General features: G+C 57.5%; 18 protein-coding genes. 6 read left to right on the plus strand and 12 right to left on the minus strand.

What is annotated here, in order from left to right:
* Nucleotides 1–18 precede the first annotated feature (18 nt).
* A complete protein-coding gene (locus tag GS630_RS14210; protein ID WP_171620055.1) occupies nucleotides 19–1,596 on the plus strand; it encodes a gamma-glutamyltransferase family protein in 1,578 nt (525 codons plus the stop codon).
* Nucleotides 1,597–1,631: 35 nt separating this feature from the next.
* Here GS630_RS14210 and hspQ read toward each other — a convergent pair whose 3' ends face one another.
* Nucleotides 1,632–1,958: a heat shock protein HspQ gene (hspQ, locus tag GS630_RS14215; RefSeq protein WP_171180231.1), complete on the minus strand. Its 327-nt coding sequence runs from the start codon at nucleotides 1,956–1,958 to the stop codon at nucleotides 1,632–1,634.
* Nucleotides 1,959–2,038: 80 nt separating this feature from the next.
* On the opposite strand from hspQ, the gene GS630_RS14220 reads away from it, so the two are divergent.
* A complete protein-coding gene (locus GS630_RS14220) occupies nucleotides 2,039–2,920 on the plus strand; it encodes an AEC family transporter (RefSeq protein ID WP_171180233.1) in 882 nt (293 codons plus the stop codon).
* Between the two features lie 61 nt (nucleotides 2,921–2,981).
* Nucleotides 2,982–3,563, plus strand: a complete 582-nt coding sequence (locus GS630_RS14225; RefSeq protein WP_171180236.1) for a lytic transglycosylase — start codon at nucleotides 2,982–2,984, stop codon at nucleotides 3,561–3,563.
* Nucleotides 3,564–3,579: 16 nt separating this feature from the next.
* Here GS630_RS14225 and GS630_RS14230 read toward each other — a convergent pair whose 3' ends face one another.
* From GS630_RS14230 to GS630_RS14245, 4 genes are all read right to left on the minus strand, one after another.
* Complete coding sequence (locus GS630_RS14230) at nucleotides 3,580–4,176, minus strand: outer membrane lipoprotein carrier protein LolA (protein ID WP_171180238.1); 597 nt, start codon at nucleotides 4,174–4,176, stop codon at nucleotides 3,580–3,582.
* 39 nt (nucleotides 4,177–4,215) lie between these two features.
* Complete coding sequence (locus GS630_RS14235) at nucleotides 4,216–7,128, minus strand: DNA translocase FtsK (protein WP_171180246.1); 2,913 nt, start codon at nucleotides 7,126–7,128, stop codon at nucleotides 4,216–4,218.
* A 14-nt stretch (nucleotides 7,129–7,142) separates the two neighbouring features.
* Complete coding sequence (locus GS630_RS14240; protein WP_171712070.1) at nucleotides 7,143–8,324, minus strand: aminotransferase class I/II-fold pyridoxal phosphate-dependent enzyme; 1,182 nt, start codon at nucleotides 8,322–8,324, stop codon at nucleotides 7,143–7,145.
* Between the two features lie 108 nt (nucleotides 8,325–8,432).
* Complete coding sequence (locus tag GS630_RS14245) at nucleotides 8,433–9,761, minus strand: amidase (protein WP_171620059.1); 1,329 nt, start codon at nucleotides 9,759–9,761, stop codon at nucleotides 8,433–8,435.
* 52 nt (nucleotides 9,762–9,813) lie between these two features.
* On the opposite strand from GS630_RS14245, the gene GS630_RS14250 reads away from it, so the two are divergent.
* Complete coding sequence (locus GS630_RS14250) at nucleotides 9,814–11,076, plus strand: FAD-dependent monooxygenase (protein WP_245222917.1); 1,263 nt, start codon at nucleotides 9,814–9,816, stop codon at nucleotides 11,074–11,076.
* Here GS630_RS14250 and GS630_RS14255 read toward each other — a convergent pair.
* The 6 genes from GS630_RS14255 to GS630_RS14280 all read right to left on the minus strand — a co-directional run bounded on the left by GS630_RS14255 (nucleotide 11,073) and on the right by GS630_RS14280 (nucleotide 15,514).
* A complete protein-coding gene (locus tag GS630_RS14255; protein ID WP_171180252.1) occupies nucleotides 11,073–11,258 on the minus strand; it encodes a Trm112 family protein in 186 nt (61 codons plus the stop codon). The two genes, GS630_RS14250 and GS630_RS14255, sit on opposite strands and share 4 nt — an antisense overlap.
* Nucleotides 11,255–11,896, minus strand: a complete 642-nt coding sequence (locus tag GS630_RS14260; RefSeq protein ID WP_171180262.1) for an LON peptidase substrate-binding domain-containing protein — start codon at nucleotides 11,894–11,896, stop codon at nucleotides 11,255–11,257. Before GS630_RS14260 ends, GS630_RS14255 begins: the two co-directional genes overlap by 4 nt.
* 27 nt (nucleotides 11,897–11,923) lie before the next feature.
* Nucleotides 11,924–12,838, minus strand: coding sequence for a thioredoxin (trxA, locus tag GS630_RS14265; RefSeq protein WP_171180264.1), 915 nt, complete (start codon nucleotides 12,836–12,838; stop codon nucleotides 11,924–11,926).
* A gap of 75 nt (nucleotides 12,839–12,913) precedes the next feature.
* Nucleotides 12,914–13,702: an exodeoxyribonuclease III gene (locus tag GS630_RS14270; protein WP_171180266.1), complete on the minus strand. Its 789-nt coding sequence runs from the start codon at nucleotides 13,700–13,702 to the stop codon at nucleotides 12,914–12,916.
* Nucleotides 13,703–13,823: 121 nt separating this feature from the next.
* The gene (locus GS630_RS14275; protein ID WP_371809140.1) at nucleotides 13,824–14,564 is read right to left on the minus strand and encodes a hypothetical protein; all 741 of its coding nucleotides are present in this window, start codon (nucleotides 14,562–14,564) and stop codon (nucleotides 13,824–13,826) included.
* Between the two features lie 263 nt (nucleotides 14,565–14,827).
* Nucleotides 14,828–15,514, minus strand: a complete 687-nt coding sequence (locus GS630_RS14280; protein ID WP_171180271.1) for a response regulator transcription factor — start codon at nucleotides 15,512–15,514, stop codon at nucleotides 14,828–14,830.
* A 162-nt stretch (nucleotides 15,515–15,676) separates the two neighbouring features.
* Here GS630_RS14280 and ribA point away from each other — a divergent pair, with 162 nt between their 5' ends.
* Together ribA and GS630_RS14290 are read left to right on the plus strand one after the other, a co-directional pair.
* Complete coding sequence (gene ribA, locus GS630_RS14285) at nucleotides 15,677–16,768, plus strand: GTP cyclohydrolase II (protein WP_171620063.1); 1,092 nt, start codon at nucleotides 15,677–15,679, stop codon at nucleotides 16,766–16,768.
* Nucleotides 16,765–17,265, plus strand: coding sequence for a L,D-transpeptidase (locus GS630_RS14290; RefSeq protein ID WP_171180275.1), 501 nt, complete (start codon nucleotides 16,765–16,767; stop codon nucleotides 17,263–17,265). Before ribA ends, GS630_RS14290 begins: the two co-directional genes overlap by 4 nt.
* Here the strand turns inward: GS630_RS14290 and GS630_RS14295 are convergent.
* Nucleotides 17,249–17,908: a YggS family pyridoxal phosphate-dependent enzyme gene (locus GS630_RS14295; protein WP_171620065.1), complete on the minus strand. Its 660-nt coding sequence runs from the start codon at nucleotides 17,906–17,908 to the stop codon at nucleotides 17,249–17,251. The genes GS630_RS14290 and GS630_RS14295 overlap by 17 nt on opposite strands.
* Nucleotides 17,909–17,911 lie beyond the last annotated feature (3 nt).

Raw genomic sequence — 17,911 nt, forward strand, 5'->3', positions numbered from 1 at the left:
TCCAAGGAGAAAGAAACCATGCGGGATTTGCACAAACCAGGCCGGTCAGAAGTCTTTGCGACACAAGGGATGTGCGCAACCTCTCATCCGCTGGCGGCCAAAGTCGCAATCGACATTTTGGAACGGGGCGGCAACGCAATGGATGCAGCAATTGCCGGAGCGGTCCTTTTGGGAATTTGCGAACCGCAAATGACCGGACTGGGTGGCGATTGTTTTGTTCTGTTCAACCGCGCTGGAGAGAACCGGGTCCGCGCTCTGAACGGCTCGGGGCGGTCACCAGCCGGCTCGCAAGCACAGCCTTTGCGCGATCTTGGTCTGTCCTCTGTGCCACTGAACGGACCGGACGCCGTTACAATTCCGGGTGCCGTGGATGCGTTCTGCCATCTGGCAGAGGCCGAAGGCCGTTTGGGGTTGGAGGCAATCCTGTCCCCCGCAATTCACTACGCGGAAGCCGGCATTCCGGTTGCGCCCCGCGTTGCGTTTGACTGGAAGATTGGAGCTGCAACGCTGCAAGGTGCCGCGCGCGACCATTACCTGATCGATGGGCAAGCACCTGATGTCGGTCAAGTTTTTCGCGCACCTGGTCAGGCTGAAGTGTTGCGGCGCATCGCGCGCGAAGGACGCGATGCGTTTTATTCGGGCGCAATTGCCGAAGACATGATCGCTGCCGTGTCAGCGCAGGGCGGTGTGCATTCCGCCGACGACTTTCAAAACACGCAATTTACAGAAACGCAGCCCATGCGAGGGGCCTATAACGGGATCGAACTGGTTGAGCATCCGCCAAACGGCCAAGGCGCAACTGCAATTTTGTTGCTCAATATTCTGAAACATTTGGATCTGGCCAACATGGACCCCTTTGGCGCTGAACGGGTCCATATCGAGGCTGAGGCCACCAAGTTGGCCTATGACGCGCGCAACCGGTTCATCGCGGACCCGGACCATGTGTCCAAAGCCGAGCGTTTCCTTGACCCGGACTTAGCCGCAAAACTTGCCGCGCTTATTGATCCGAAACGCGCCATGCCTTCGGCGGCTCAACTGACCGAGGCTGTTCACAAGGACACCGTGTATATAACCGTCGTAGATCGCGACCAGATGGCGGTTTCGCTGATCTATTCGATTTTCCACAGCTTTGGGTCGGGGATCGCCTCGGAAAAATACGGCATATTGCTTCAGAACCGTGGCGCAGGCTTCACGCTGGAGCCGGGGCACCCGAACGAACTGAGCGGTGGCAAGCGTCCGATGCACACGATCATTCCAGGGATGCTGACCGAGAATGGCCGCATTATGATGCCATTTGGCGTGATGGGCGGAGCCTACCAGCCAACAGGCCACGCTAGATTTGTTTCAAACCTCAGGGATTTCGGACTTGAACTGCAAGAGAGCATCAACGCCCCCCGTGCGTTTTTCGACGGATCGGTTCTGAAACTGGAACGCGGCTACCCTGAAGGGGTTGCGAAACAATTATCGGAAATCGGACACACTATCGAAAGACCGGAAACGCCGCTTGGGGGTGCGCAGTCGATCCGAATCCGCGAAGATGGTATTTTGGAGGGGGCCAGCGACCCACGCAAGGACGGTTGCGCGCTTGGCTACTGATAAACGCGCAACCACGATCGCGTGGTTGGAGAACCTCAGTTCAGTTGGAAATGCAGGGGGTATGCTCCGTCTTCGAACGGACCGAACATATTGGGGATATCAGGGTGCTCGACCGGCTCTCCGGAATAGTCCGCAACCAGATTTTGTTCTGAAACATAAGCAACATAGAAGGATTGGTCGTTCTCAGCCAGCAGGTGGTAAAACGGCTGTTCTTTCCGCGGACGACTGTCTTCGGGAATGGCCTGATACCATTCCTCGGTGTTCGAAAATTCTGGATCCACGTCAAAAATCACCCCTCGAAAAGGGTGTTTTTTGTGACGAACCACCTGGCCTAAGCCGTATTTTGCACGTGTCTTTAGCATTGTTTCAGCCCCCAAAGCATTTACTACCCGTTTCTGGCCCTAAAAGCCAATCATTGATGTGAAACTCAGGGAAACAGTCTGTGAACCTAATATTGACAGTGTTCGAAATTGCGGCGCCGGTCTTTCTGTTGGCGGGGATCGGTTTTGTCTGGGTCAAACTTGGATTCGAGTATCGTCTTCAGTTTGTTACCCGCTTTGCAATGACCCTGGCTGTCCCCAGCCTGATCTTCGTTGCCTTGATGCAGACCGAGATTCCGGGAGGCGATCTGACGCGCTTCACCGCTGCCACGATCGTCGCAAACATTATTCTGGCATTTGTGTTTTGGGGCGTCGTTCGTGTTCTGAAACTCGAACAGCGTACGTATCTTTCTCCGCTGATATTCGGGAATACCGGTAATCTGGGACTGCCGCTGTGTATTTTCGCGTTTGGCCAGGCCGGTCTAGGCTATGCCGTAATTTTTCTGTCGGTGACCGCTTTGTTTTCGTTTACTTACGGCATCTACCTTGTGGCGGGCAAAGGCGCCTTTGGTCAGGTCATCCGTCAGCCCATGGTTTGGGCAACGCTTTTGGGGGCCCTGTTTTTGTGGCAGGGCTGGGAAACTCCGCTTTTTTTGACCAACACTTTGGATTTGCTAGGGCAAATGGCTGTTCCGATGATGCTCGTGACCGTTGGAGTGGCTATCGCACGCCTGACCAGTCGCAGTTTGGGTCAGGCTGTATGGCTGTCGTTTCTCAAGCTGCTGGTATGTTTCATCCTCGGCTGGGGGGTCGCCGTTGTATTTGAGTTGGATGCAATTGCCTTCGGTGTGCTGGTTCTGCAGATGTGCACCCCTGTCGCGGTAACCTCTTATCTTCTGGCGGAACGCTTCGAAGCTGACGCGGATGCCGTCGCCGGGATGGTGATGGTGTCAACCGTACTTTCCGTTGCGGCACTGCCCGCTATCCTTGCTATCGTTCTGTAACGATTGTGATTTCAAAATCGCTCAATCTGCGCTAGAATGCCCAAAAAAAGGCATGAGGCACATGAGCAGAATTCTTATCGTACTCTTCGGGGTGCTGCTTCTGGCATCCTGTGGGGGCGGCTCCAAACAGCCGCCCAGCAAATTAAATGACGCGTGCAGCATTGCGCGCGAAAAACCCGACTATATCAGGGCTTTCAAGAACACGGAACGTAAATGGGGTGTTCCCGTACACGTTCAGATGGCCACGATCTATCAGGAAAGCCGCTATCGCCACGATGCGCGCACCCCACACAGATATGTGTTGGGTGTGATCCCGATGGGGCGTCAAAGCAGTGCCTATGGCTATGGTCAGGCGTTGGATGGCACTTGGGAACAGTACCAGCGTGAAACCGGAAAACGCCGCGCCAAGCGGGATCGGATTCGCGACGCGTCAGACTTTATCGGCTGGTATATGAACAAAAGCTACGAACGTAACGGCATTCACCCGGCCGATACGCGCAATCAATACCTGGCTTATCACGAAGGCCATACCGGTTTCGCACGCGGCAGTTACAACAGCAAATCCTGGCTGTTGAACGTTGCGAATGATGTAGACGCGCGTGCGCAGCTATATCAGGCGCAGTTGTCAAACTGCCGGTACTGACAAAGTTTGGCTCGGGTCAGCGATTGCCTGACCCGACCCTTTTACTGTTCGAGAACAAACCCTGATCTAGGCGTCCGCCTTCAGTCAGAGCACCCAGAAGAACAGTTGTCTGTCCCCCCGCATTGTCGTGAATGACCCATTTGCGCAGTTCGACCGGGTCGTTTGTGAACATCAGCTCAATCCGTCCTGCTTCTGGGTTCTTTGGGTCTTGCGCCGTGACTACAGTGGCGGTGCCGTCAAAACTGTGCCCCACGACCATATTGGCCTGCCCCAAGTTCACATTCCGCGCCAGTACTATGGAAAGGGGTGTCCGCTTCAGCGGGTATTGCTCGGGCGGTTGGTTAGATTTCGGGTCAAAGATCTGTACGCTGCCGGAACGCGCAAGCACGACCGCACTGTTGGGTGGATCGTATTCGAACCGCATCTTGCCCGGGCGCTGCATCCACAGCTTACCGGTGCTCAGCGATCCATCGTCGTTCACTTGCGTGAAGGTCGTCTCAACCGTTTTCAATCCATTAAGGTAATTCGAAATCTGCGACAGCGGCAGCTTATCCGCCGCCCATGCGGCAGGTGCGGCGAGTGTCAAAGCAAGGGCAAAAGCAATCTGTTTCATGCCGTACAGATAGGCCTTCTGCCCTTGTTATTAAATATCTTACTGTTCAGGGACTAGGATTTCGCGTTTACCGACATGATTTGCCGCAGAAACAACGCCTTCGTCCTCCATCTGCTCAACGAGCCGGGCAGCCTTGTTGTAGCCAATGGCAAGTTTCCGCTGGATATACGAGGTCGAGCATTTGCGATCCTTGATCACAATCGCCACTGCCTGATCGTACAGAGCATCCTCACCGTTCGTGTTGCCACCGGTATTCAGACCCAGAACGGCATCGATGTTTTCTGCCTTTTCCTCGGCCGGGCCATCGACCACGCCGCTCATGTAATCGGGCGGGCCAAACTGCTTCAGGTGGTTGACGATTTCCTCGACCTCCTCGTCAGACACAAAAGGACCGTGGCAGCGGGTGATCTTGGCGCCACCCGCCATGTACAGCATATCGCCCTGCCCCAGCAGTTGTTCGGCACCCATCTCGCCCAAGATCGTGCGGCTATCGACTTTCGATGTCACCTGGAACGAAATTCGCGTTGGGAAGTTTGCCTTGATCGTGCCGGTAATCACGTCAACCGACGGACGCTGCGTGGCCATGATAAGGTGAATGCCCGAGGCCCGCGCCATCTGCGCCAGACGCTGGATGCAGGCTTCGATTTCCTTGCCTGCGACCATCATCAGGTCGGCCATTTCGTCGACGATCACAACGATATAAGGCATCGCCTCGGGGGCGAATTCTTCGGTTTCAAAGGTCGGCTCGCCGGTCTCATCATCAAACCCGGTCTGCACCGTGCGGCTGAACATTTCGCCTTTGTCCAACGCGTCCTTCACACGGCCATTGTAGCCCGCGATGTTGCGGACGCCCATTTTGGACATCTTGCGATAGCGGTCTTCCATCTCACCCACGACCCATTTCAAGGCCACGACCGCCTTTTTCGGGTCGGTGACGACAGGGGACAGCAGATGCGGGATGCCATCATACACCGACAATTCCAGCATCTTCGGGTCGATCATGATCAGGCGGCATTCATCCGGCGACAGCTTGTACAGCAGCGACAGGATCATGGTGTTGATCGCCACCGACTTACCCGAGCCGGTCGTACCTGCGATCAGCAGGTGAGGCATCTTGGCCAGGTTGGCCACAACGGATTCACCACCGATGTCCTTGCCCAGCGCCAGCGGCAGTGCGTGGTTGCCGTCGCCAAAGTCACGGCTGGCGAGGATTTCGCGCAAAACCACCATCTCGCGGTTTTCGTTCGGCAGTTCAATGCCGATGACAGAACGGCCCGGCAAGGTCGAAACCCGTGCCGACAGCGCCGACATGGAACGCGCAATGTCATCGGCCAGACCAATCACACGGCTGGCCTTCAGGCCCGGTGCCGGTTCCAGTTCGTACATGGTGACAACGGGACCGGGGCGCACGCTGACGATCTCACCTTTGACGCCATAGTCATCCAGCACGTTCTCCAGCATCCGCGCGTTTTCTTCCAACGCCTCATCACTCAGATGATGGCGTTGAATGCTGGCTGGGTTTGACAACAATCCCAGCGGGGGCAGTTCAAAATCCGAGTGCTTTTCTTCAAAAGACAACGCAGGTTGTGCCTCGGCCTGTGCGCGGCGCGACGGCGGCGGTGCGCGGCGCACCGGTTGCGCGACCACGGGTTTGCGCGGCTCCGCCACTGGGATCTTCATCGCAGGGCGCGACTGCGGCACGGGTTCCGCCATATCCTCAACAAGCGGTTCATCGTCCAGTTCGGGGTCCGGTGCATAATGGCCTTGGATCGCTTCGGGCGCATACTCGACCGGGGCCGGATCATGCCACTCGGGTGCAGCACCTGCTGTCATCGGGGGTTCGGGCGGCAACCCGCTGGCGGTAACCGGTGGCTCGGCCGGCAATTCATCCGGCTGATGCGCATTCAGGATCAACGGGTCGGGCCGACGGCCTCGGCCTTTGGTCAAAGGCAGGTTCGGATCCGGCTCGGGCGTCATCTCACCTGTTGCTACTTTGCGATTGCGCACAGCAGCCGAGATTTTTGAGCGGATGCGATCTTCGCCGGGCATTTCGTCAAAGCCCGCAATCGGTTCGGGATCGACCAACTCGGGCTCAGGCATCGGTTCCGGGCGGCGGATCAACGACGGCATACGCGCCAGCAGGCCGGTTTTGGGCGCAGGTTCGGGCTCTTCTTCCAGTTCTTCAAAGACGGGATCGCCGAAGGCGATGTCATCATTCAAAACAGGTTCCACCCGCGCGGCGCGGTGCTCTTTCCATTGCGCCTGTCGATCCCGAGCCGCCTGTGCAGTAGCCGAGGCACCACGGCCCAGCAGATTCATCAGCAGGTCGTAGGCCATCACCAAACCCAAAAGGAACGCACGGAAGCCGCGTTTCACGTCGGCTTTGGTAAAGCCCAGAACAAAAATACCCAGCGCGATCATCCCGACCGCCATGGCCAGCGACATCAGCTTGACCAGAAAATGCGACGAGATCGGCAAAAGCGTCAGCAACGCGCCCATAACCGTGTCGCCGAACAGACCACCCAGACCATAGCTGTGCGTCGCGCGCCATTCGGCACCGGGAACAAGGGTCGCAGCGTAGACCGAAACAACGGCAATCCATATCGGGGCAAAAATCAACCGGGCAATGGCGCGGTCTTCACCGAAATGACCCGCAAAACGCATACCCCAGCCGATCAGAACAAGGGCAACACCCCAGCTTCCCCAGCCCACAATCATGAAAAGGGGCGCTGCGATCGATGCGCCTATACGCCCCATCCAGTTCTGCACCGGCGCGTCGGTCGACACCATCCAGTTCGGATCATCGGGCGTGTAGGACCAGATCATCGCCGCCGCAGCCAAACCCAGCAGGATCAGGGCGATGCCGATCAGTTCCTTGCTGCGCCGCTCCAAGGCGGCTTGCGTGGTGCTGTCCAACAATGGATCGCGATTGCGCGCGTTATATGATGCCATTTTGCCCTCGTACCTCACGAATAGATACAGTCGCGGAGTGTGATCAGACCACGCTGCAACTCTATTTTTGGGGCTACCAATGCAACCCGGATAAAGCCTTTGCCCGGGCTATTCCCCGGATCACCTTGTGAAAGATATGCGCCCGGCAGGACCCGAACCCCGGTGTCCTTCCAGACCTTCAATGCGGTGTCTTCGCCATTGTCGACCGGCAGCCACAAGAAGAACCCAGCCTCAGGCGACATGTATCCCTGCACGCCCGCGAAGACTTCATCCGCGATTGCGTATTTTTCCTGATAGAGCGCGCGGTTCTCGCGGACGTGTTCTTCATCTGCCCACACCTTTGCCGCGGCAGCCTGCAAGGGCAGCGGCAAAGGCGACCCGGCGTAGGTGCGCAATTGCTTGACCTGTTTGATCGTCTCCGGCCCGCCCGCGATCAGCCCCGACCGTAACCCGGCCAGGTTCGAACGTTTGGAAAGCGAGTTGAACAGTGTGATCCGTTCAGGATCAGCGCCCAATTCTTGCGCGACGGTCAAAACGCCCGTCGGGGCCTTGTCCCGGTAAATCTCAGAATAGCATTCGTCGGCAAAAATGCGGAAATCGTATTGCTCGGCCAAACGGATCAGTTCGCCCCAGTAGTCACGCGAAGCAACAGCCCCCTGCGGATTGGCAGGCGAACAGATATAGGCCACAGCGGTGCGATTCAGCACCTCCGCGGGCAGGCCGGCATAATCTGGCAGATGACCCGTTGCGTCGGTGGCGGGTACAAAATAGGGCTGCGCCCCGACCGAAAGCGAAGCGACCATGTAGACCTGATAAAACGGATTCGGGCACAGGACGATCGGTTGCTGGCCGTTCTTCTGTTCCGGACACAGCGCCATAGCGGCGTTGTAAAGCCCCTCACGGGTGCCGTTCAGCGCCATCACATTGGCATCCGGGTCCATCTGAACGCCATAGCGGCGATGAATCCAATCCGTGATCGCACCACGCAGGTCTTCTGAACCTTCGTTTGGCGGATAGCCCTGAAACCCAGAGGCGTTTTCCATGATGACATCCGTCACCCAGGCCGGAAAATCATGTGTGGGTGCGCCAATCGTCATGTGAACGACGTCACCGCCCGGCTGGTGATGATCCAACAGGGCGCGCAGACGCGAGAATGCATAAGCCGGTAGGTTCGAAAACCGCTCGGGGAAATCCATAGTACTGCCTCAATATCGGGGTCATTTACGCCCCGTTTTTTTGGCAGATTACAGCCCGGGCCCCTCTTCGTCCAGACAAAGAGGTTCCGAATCAGGGGATTGTGGCATTCAGGCCAGTACCGCTTCTGCTGCTGAGCCCAGCCGCAAAAGGGCCTCTTCCGAGCCGGGATAACCCAACATCATCAACCCGCAACTGGGGGTTCCGGTGGGTAGGCTCAGCGCTGCAAGACCCATCAGATTGCCAATCCGCGTGTTGCGTAGGGCCAGTAGATTCTCGGTCACGTAGTAGTCGTGGTCGCTCATCAACCGTTCCAGATTAGGCGGCAGAATCGGGGCCGTGGGGGCCAGAACCGCATCAAAACCGGCGGTTGCTGCGTCCCATGCGGTGCGGCAAGCCTTGAGCTTGGACCAGGCGGCCACATAGTCGGGGCCAGAGAATCCCATGCCAATACGGAACCGTTCAAGAATCTCAGGATACATCGCTTCGGGATTGGCTTCGATCACATCGCGCCACAGCCCATAGGCCTCGGTCGTGTAAACGATGCTGGTCAGGGTCATGGCCTCGTTCAGCGCAGGCACCTCTAAAGGCACGATTTCAGCCCCCGCATCCGCAAGTTTTGCAAGGGCATCCTCATATGCCTTACCCGGTGTGTCACGCAGATCGTCCTTGGCGATGTTCTGCAAATCGGCAAAGCGCCGGCCTTTCAGCGACGCACCGCGCAGATCGGCTGGCGTTCCACCCTCAAGCAGAGCCAGCATATGCGCTGCGTCCGCGACTGACCGCGCCAGAGGCCCGACCGTATCAAACCGCAAGCAGAGCGGCACCACACCTTCCAGGCTCAGCCGCCCGACAGTGGTTTTCAATCCCACAAGGTCATTCCACGCCGCCGGAATACGCACCGACCCGCCCGTGTCCGATCCAATTCCACAAGCCGCCAAACCCCACGCAACCGAAGCCGCAGCCCCTGAAGACGACCCACCGGGGACAGCGGCTTCATCATGAACGCAAGGCGGCGTTTCGGTAATCGGGTTAAGACCCAGACCAGAGAATGCCAGCTCACTCATATGCGTTTTGCCTAGACAGACGGTGCCCATCTGAGTCGCATTGCGCAACACCAGCGCATCCGCATCCGGCACACGATCTTTTAGCAGCGCCGAACCCGCCTCGGTCACAGTGCCCGCTGTGTCGAATAGGTCTTTCCAACTGATCGGAACGCCGTCCAGCAAAGACCGACGCAGGCCCAGTTTGGCGCGTTGCTGGGCTGCTTCAGCCTCGGACCGGGCGCGGTCGTGGGTGACGCGGGCATAGATGCGGTCCCGATGCGGATGAGAGTCGATGGCTGACAGGTAGGTTTCCGTCAGCTCAACCGGGTCAATCTGACCCATCCCAATGCCACGGCCCAAATCACACGCGGTCATGGTCAACCAATCCTGCATCTCACCCCTCCTGATTTTTCGGCTTTGGGTGACGGTAGCGACAGGACTGCACATGGACAATCCCGAAAGGGCGCGCATATTGCAGGGCATGACACAGGCATCTGACATTCTGATTGTGGGCGGCGGGCTGAACGGCCCAGCCTTGGCGCTGGCACTGGCACAAACCGGGCACTCGGTCACGGTGATTGATGCGCTGGCGGAAAAGGTTCGCAAGAATGCGGCATTTGACGGTCGTGCCTATGCGCTGGCCCTGGCGTCGCAACGGCTGCTGGATGCGATCGGCGTATGGGATCGCGTTGCTGAACACGCTCAGCCAATGCTGGAAATCAAGGTCACAGATGGCCATGCCGGAACAGGGCCATCGCCGTTTTTCATGCATTTTGATCATGCCGAGATCGAAGAAGGCCCGATGGGGTATATGGTCGAAGACCGCCATCTGCGCCGCGCTTTTCTGGACGCAATGGCAGAGGCGCCGCGCATCTCCCAGATAAGCGGTAAGACAGTTGTATCCCAACAAGCCGACGCCACCGAAGTGACCTTAACGTTGGACGACGGCACAACCGTGGGCGGCGGCCTGCTGGTTGGGTGCGACGGCCGCCGCAGTGACACCGCGTCACGGGCGGGTATTAAACGCACCGGTTGGGATTATGGTCAGACCGCGCTGGTCTGTGCCATCGAACATGATCTGCCGCACAATGGCATTGCCCATCAGTTCTTCATGCCCCCCGGTCCGCTTGCGATTCTGCCGCTGACCGGAAACCGCAGCTCTATCGTCTGGAGTGAGCGTACCGAGGCTGCAGCACGGATCAACGCCATGTCTGAAGAAGATTATCTGCAAGTGCTACGCCCAAGGTTCGGCGATTTCCTGGGTGATATCCGTCTGGCAGGCGACCGTTTCACATACCCGCTGAACCTGACCATCGCCAATTCCTTCATCAGTGACCGCATGGCACTGGTCGGCGATGCCGCGCACGGGATGCACCCAATTGCAGGCCAAGGGCTAAATGCCGGCCTGCGCGACGTCGGCGCATTGGCCGAGGTTCTGACACTGGCCGGGCGGCGCGGCGAGGATATCGGCTCGGTCATAGTGTTGGAGCGCTATCAGGAATGGCGCCGCTTTGACACCGCCTCGCTTGCGATGGCGACGGATGTCTTCAACAAGCTGTTTTCCAACGATAACCCCCTGCTGCGCCTCGGGCGGGATATTGGAATGGGAATTGTCGGGTCATTGCCCGGATTGCGCCGTGGCTTCGTTCGTGAGGCCGCAGGATTGACCGGAGATCTGCCCAAGCTGTTGCAAGGGCGAGCTATCTAGTCGAGCTGCCGCGCCTCATCGATCAACATGACCGGGATCCCGTTGCGGATGGGAAAGGCCAACCCGGCAGCTTTGGACACCAGCTCTTGTTTTTCTGCGTCATAACGCAACGTTGTGTGTGTCTGCGGGCAGATCAGCGCTTCGAGCATACGGCGGTCGAAAGCGTGGTCAGTGTCAGTCATTGCAGTTTTTCCTCGTTTGATCCGCCGCGCATGGCGAATTCAATCAGCGTCACCAGCGTCTCGCGCCGGGTGCGCAGGCAGGGGGCCTCCAAAAGAGCTTGTTTTTCTTCGGGATCGAAATCCAAAAGCATAGACAATGAGTTCACAAGCAACTCATCTTCAGCGTCTTTCATTGACTCCCAATCGGTCGACAATTGCCGGGACAAAAAGAAACGTTCCAGAAGGGTCAGGAATTTCGGGCGATTGAACCCGTCGTCTTTCTCGGCCTTACCAAGATCGCGATCAAATCCATCCCACGAGACAGCACACCGGCGATAGGGTGTGAACGCGTCCAACTCTGACACAATTCGGAAGCGGGACACTCCGGTCAGCGTGATCAGATACCGGCCGTCTTCTGTTTCGGAAAACTGCGTCACCCGCCCCGCACAGCCAATACGGTGCAGCTTGTTCTCGTCGCTGACCGATGGGTTCGGCTGAACCATCGCGATCAGCCTTTCCTTGGTTTTCAGCGCATCGTCCAGCATCTGTAGATAGCGCGGCTCGAAGATGTGCAGAGGCAAAGGCGACCGGGGCAATAGCAGTGCCCCGGGCAATGGAAAAACGGATACCGTATCCGGCAAGTCGGCGGGATGAATCATGTACCCAATTCTAGCTCTGATCGGGGATTAGGCAAATATCATCGAGCTGAGTTTGCGGCGACCGTTCAGAACAATCGGATCATTGGGCTTGAGTGCATCAAAGATAGTAAAAAGCTGGGTTTTGGCCGCGCCGTCATTCCATTCGCGATCCCGGCGGAACAGCTCCAACAGTTGCGCCACAGCCTCTTCCACATCGCCGTTCGCATGCAGGGCCTGGGCCAGATCGAACCGGGCTTGGTGGTTGCCTGGATCAGCCTCAACAGCAGCCGTCAACTCGGCGACGGGGCCTGCATCCGCGGCCTGTTTGGCCAGCGCAAGTTGTGCATGTGCAGCCTCCAGCTCGGCGGATGTCGAAATCTCAGCTGGGGCGCCATTCAGAATCGCCTCGGCCTGTTCCAGATCGCCGGTTGCGATATGTGCCCGCACCAAACCGCCATAGGCTGCTGCGTGGTTCGGGTCTTCACCCAGAATGGCCGCAAAAGTTTGCGCCGCGTCCGCAGCCGCGCCTTCGGTCAGCATTTCCTCGGCGGCTTGCACTGCATCATCCAACTGGCCGCCCGGGCTTTCACCGCCAGCCGCTTCGATCACACGGTCGACAAACGCCTTGATCTCGGACCCTGGCAGCGCGCCCTGAAACCCATCGACCGGTTGGCCCTTGAAAAAGGCATAGACGGTTGGGATCGACTGAATCCGCATTTGCGAGGCGATCATCTGCGCCTCATCCACGTTGATCTTGACCATCTTCACCGCGCCTTTCGCGGCGGTAACAGCCTCTTCCAGCATCGGGCCCAACGTTTTGCACGGACCACACCAGGGTGCCCAGAAGTCAACAATTACTGGCGTTTCCTGCGAAGCTTCGACCACGTCGGCCATGAAAGTGGCCTCGCTCCCGTCTTTGATCAGATCGGTGGCGGGGGAATCTGCGCCGTTCAGAAGGTCCATGGCAATCACTCTTTCGTTCGAACTTGCGCCCTATATGCAATCGCTTGCCGCAGAAACCAAGGGCAGAGTTACATCTCAGACGTCAAAGGTCGCAAAGACCGGAGCATGATCGCTGGGCTTTTCCCACCCGCGCGCGTCCCGCAGGATGCGGCTGGAATGGCCCGCGTTGGAAATATCCGGCGTGGCCCAGACATGATCCAGCCGCCGCCCTTTATCGGCTGCGTCCCAATCGCGCGCCCGATAAGACCACCAGCTGTACAGCTGACCCTCAGGTATATCCTGCCGCGTAATGTCGACCCAACCACCTGCGTCCTGTGTTTCGGCCAGGTGCTCAACCTCGATCGGTGTGTGCGAGACAACCTTGAGCAGTTGTTTATGCGACCAGACATCGTCTTCACGCGGTGCGATGTTCAGATCGCCGACCAGTATGGATTTCTCGGGCTTCTCCGCATGGAACCAGTCGCGCATTTCGGTGAGGTAGTCGAGCTTCTGGCCGAATTTCTCATTCACCTCCCGATCCGGCACGTCACCACCTGCCGGGACATAGAAGTTGTGGATGGTGACACCATTCTCCAACCGCCCGGCAATATGGCGGGCGTGGCCAAGACCGGCGAAGTCCTTGTCGCCCACCTCTTCCATCGGCAGGCGCGACAGGATCGCGACGCCGTTATAGCCCTTCTGACCGCGTGCAACCATGTGGGTATAGCCCAGCTCGGCAAACCCTTCGGTCGGGATCTTTTCGACAGGTGATTTACACTCCTGCAGGCACAAAACATCCGGCGCTTCTTCCTGCAACAATTTCAATACGATAGGCTCGCGAAGGCGGACCGAGTTGATGTTCCAGGTGGCAAGGGTGAAGGGCATGGGGGATTCCTTTGTCGCGGTTGGACGGAGGTTAGCGTGGTGTGGGATGGGGTGCCATGGGAAAAGGCCCCAAAAAGCCAGGTCAATGAGCGACCGCTATGCGGACGAAGCCGCCGTTCAATCAAAGGTCGGGTTTATGAAGTCCGGAAGCGATGCGCGCGCGCTCGTAAAGAAGTGAAAGAAGTGCTCCTAAAAGGTTGACCCAGGTCATCGGAACTAGAACGACAAGGCCATGACCCTTCGTGAAACCTGGATTGCGTCGCTTAAAGAACTGCACGTCTGATGGATCAAGCTGTTCATTGAGACGTTTTTCTTGCGGTGTTTCGATAGTGACCCAGCCGACGTCGCGCACAAACGGGTCTTCTGGACGAACTGCCGGATCAGAGAAACTTTCTATGAGCTGGCGCGCGATTTCCTGAATATCAGCGGGCTGTTTAATGTCCGGGTGCGGGAAAATTCGCCGAAAATACTTGCAGAACAGGTGATAGCTCGACGTGTGAACGAGCGTGCCGAGATAGTACACCGGGGTGAATGGATGGCTGAGCTTTTCAGTTAAAGCACGTACGATCCCGAAGCCGTAGGTTGCGCCGCGCCCGCGAAACCCAGGTTCCAACCCAGCCTCTGCCCGCAGTACTATGGCGCCGCGCCCATGCACTTGGCGTCGATAACGGTGAACTGCACAATAACCAATAACACGTTGGTCTGCCGCGCAGTAAAGCTGGATGGATGTTGTTTCTGCCGGTGGTTCTATCACGTGCTGATGAAACTCTTCGGCGGAAACACCCGCAAAGATCTTTTGATGTACTGAATACAGTTTGTGCGACAGTGTTCGCCGCTCACTGGCCGACAGTTGTGTCGGCACAACAATCCTGCTTCGGACAATCTTAGATACTTTTCCGGTATGGCGTTCCATTTCCATTGCGATCGATTGTAACGTGAGGGTTTGGAGATGTCTCTGCTGGGCTCAAAGCAGCCATCTTGCCAACCACCCCACAAAAAAAGCCGGGCCATTCGGCCCGGCAGTCCAACAGGGAGGTGCATGTCATGACCCGGACATGCGCGGGTTGGGAGTAACCTAATTATGACTTCACAGTATCACTTTGATCCACATCAATCCATAACGAGTTAAGACACCAGCCGATATCCACCGGATTCTGTGACCAAAAGGCGCGCATTGGACGGATCGGGCTCGATTTTCTGACGCAGACGGTAGATGTGGGTTTCCAGCGTGTGGGTTGTCACACCGGCGTTATAACCCCAGACCTCGTGCAGCAGAACATCTCGCGCCACGACGCCGTCGGTCGAGCGGTACAGGAACTTGAGAATGTTCGTTTCCTTCTCGGTCAGGCGAATTTTACGGTCATCTTCGGTGATCAACATCTTCATCGCCGGTTTGAACGTATAGGGGCCAAGCACAAAGACGGCATCTTCCGACTGCTCATGCTGGCGCAGCTGGGCACGGATGCGGGCCAGAAGTACGGGGAATTTGAAAGGTTTGGAGACATAGTCGTTCGCGCCAGCATCAAGACCCAGAATGGTATCAGCGTCGCTGTCATGGCCGGTCAGCATCAGGATGGGGCTTTTGACGCCTTGCTTGCGCATCAGGCGGCACAGCTCGCGCCCGTCCGTGTCGGGCAGGCCAACATCCAGAATGACCAAGTCATAGATCGCCTCACGCGCACGTTCCATCGCCGAGGCTCCGTCAGAGGCTTCGAACACATCGAAATCCTCGGTCATTACAAGTTGCTCGCTGAGAGCCTCGCGCAGATCCTCGTCATCGTCCACCAACAGGATTTTTTTGAGTTGTGCCATTTCCCGGTCCTCCAAACGCTTTTCCATCACTTGCGCGCGAAAGATGCAATCAACAAGATTTGCTGCAACGGTCTCACGCCTTCGTGTCAGAGTTCGCAGAAATGTTTCACATTTCGTTCCGAAAGAGCTAGGAGAAGGGTTGAACGTAATAGGGTAACCTAGATGAGTCTCGCCCCCGATATCACTGAGTTGCTGGCCCGAGCCCGGGCTGACTTGCGCATGGGTGTTCCCGTGGCACTGACCGACGACAGCGGTTATAGCGTGCTTGCAGTGTCGGCAGAGACGCTGAGCCCGCAGCGCCTGGCTGACCTGAAGGCATTAGGGACACCGGTTGTGGCGATAACCGGGCGTAGGGCCGAAACGCTCAAAGCGCGGGCCTATGACGGGGATTTAGCACGTGTTGTGGTGCCCGCAGATGCGGATATCACCTGGGTTCAGGCAGTGGCTGACCCTTCGGACGACCTGAGTGCGCCGATGAAAGGCCCGCTGATGACCGAGCGGCAGGGCAATGCCAATCTGCATCGTATCGCAATCGCGCTGGCAAAGTCCGCGCGGATTCTTCCAGCGGCGGTCGTTGTTTCGATAGAAGAAGGTCGTTCGTTTGCTGCCACGCATGGCCTGACCTGCATTGATCACACGCGCGCCGCACCGCATCTGGCAGATCGTAGCGCATTGCACGAAGTGGTTGCCGCCCGATTGCCGATGGAAGTGTCAGAGGCCGGTCGCCTGCACGTTTTCCGGCCAGAAGATGGTGGCGAAGAACACTATGCCGTCGAAATTGGCCGCCCGGATCGGGACAAGCCGGTATTGGCCCGATTGCATTCTGCCTGCTTTACAGGCGACCTGATGGGCAGTCTGAAATGCGACTGCGGGCCGCAGTTGCGCGGAGCATTGGCACAGATGGGATCTGAAGGCGCTGGTGTCTTGCTGTATCTCAATCAGGAAGGTCGCGGCATCGGATTGGCCAACAAGATGCGGGCCTATTTCCTGCAGGATCAGGGGTTTGACACGGTCGAAGCAAACCACAGGCTGGGTTTTGAAGATGATGAACGCGATTTCCGGCTGGGCTCGGACATTTTGAAATCACTGGGCTTCAACTCGGTCAGGTTGTTGACCAACAACCCGGCCAAGATCGCAATGATGGAGCGGACAGGGATTGCCGTGACCGAACGCGTGCCCCTGAAAGTGGGTGAAACAGCGCATAACCGGGGCTATCTGGCGACAAAGGCTGCGAAGTCGGGGCATCTGCTTTGACCCCCAGTGACCTTGTGCTGACACCGCGCGGTATTCGGTTTCTGGGCAGAACCTTCCCTTGTTCCATTGGAAAAGGCGGTTTGAGCAAATCAAAGCGAGAAGGTGATGGTGCGACACCCACTGGGGCGCATCGGATTATCGGAATGCTTTACCGCGCAGACCGGATTGCACGACCGAATTACTGGGCGCGACCGATTGGCCCGCAGGATTTATGGTCGGATGACGTATCTGACAGCAACTACAACCACATGGTTGCTGCGCCATACGCCTTTAGTCACGAAAAACTTCGTCGATCCGACCCGCTTTATGATCTGGTTCTTTTGACAGACTGGAACTGGCCCAACGCCGTCCCCGGCGATGGATCAGCAATCTTCTTACACCAATGGCGCAGGCCGGGCTATCCAACCGAAGGATGCGTGGCTTTTCGTCGGGACCATTTGCACTGGATCGCGGGGCGCATTGCCTTGGGAACCCGCCTGATTATTCCTGAGGTTTAACGCGTTCGCCAAAAATGGCCGAGCCAACGCGGACATGGGTTGCACCCAAAGCGATAGCTTGCTCGAAATCGCCACTCATCCCCATCGACAATCCCTCCAGACCGTTGCGCGCGGCGATTTTGGCTAAAAGAGCGAAATGCAGCGTCGGCTCTTCGTCTACGGGAGGGATACACATTAATCCGCGAACCGGCAAATCCAAGGCCGTGCACTCGGCGATAAACCCGTCAGCATCCGCGGGAAGTATACCGGCCTTTTGTTGCTCCTCACCCGTGTTGACCTGAATGAACATATCCGGGCATGACCCCATCTCTTGCGCCAATCGCGCCAGCGTCTTGGCCAGTTTGGGGCGATCTAAAGAGTGGATCGCGTTGCACAGCTCCATCGCCTGCCGAGCTTTGTTGGTCTGCAACGGGCCAATGAGGTGCAGATCGACCCCATCGAACTGTTCTTTGAAGGCCGGCCATTTCCCGGCGGCTTCCTGCACCCGATTTTCGCCGAAACACCTGTGCCCCTGCTCCAGGACCGCCTGTACACGTTCATTCGGCTGAACTTTCGACACGGCGATGAGTTTAACAGAGCCTGTCGGACGCCCCGACCTGTCCTCGGCTTTGGCGATACGAGCGGTGATATCTTGCAGCGACATGGG

The sequence above is a fragment of the Ruegeria sp. HKCCD7303 genome, assembly GCF_013111185.1.
GTDB lineage: Bacteria > Pseudomonadota > Alphaproteobacteria > Rhodobacterales > Rhodobacteraceae > Ruegeria.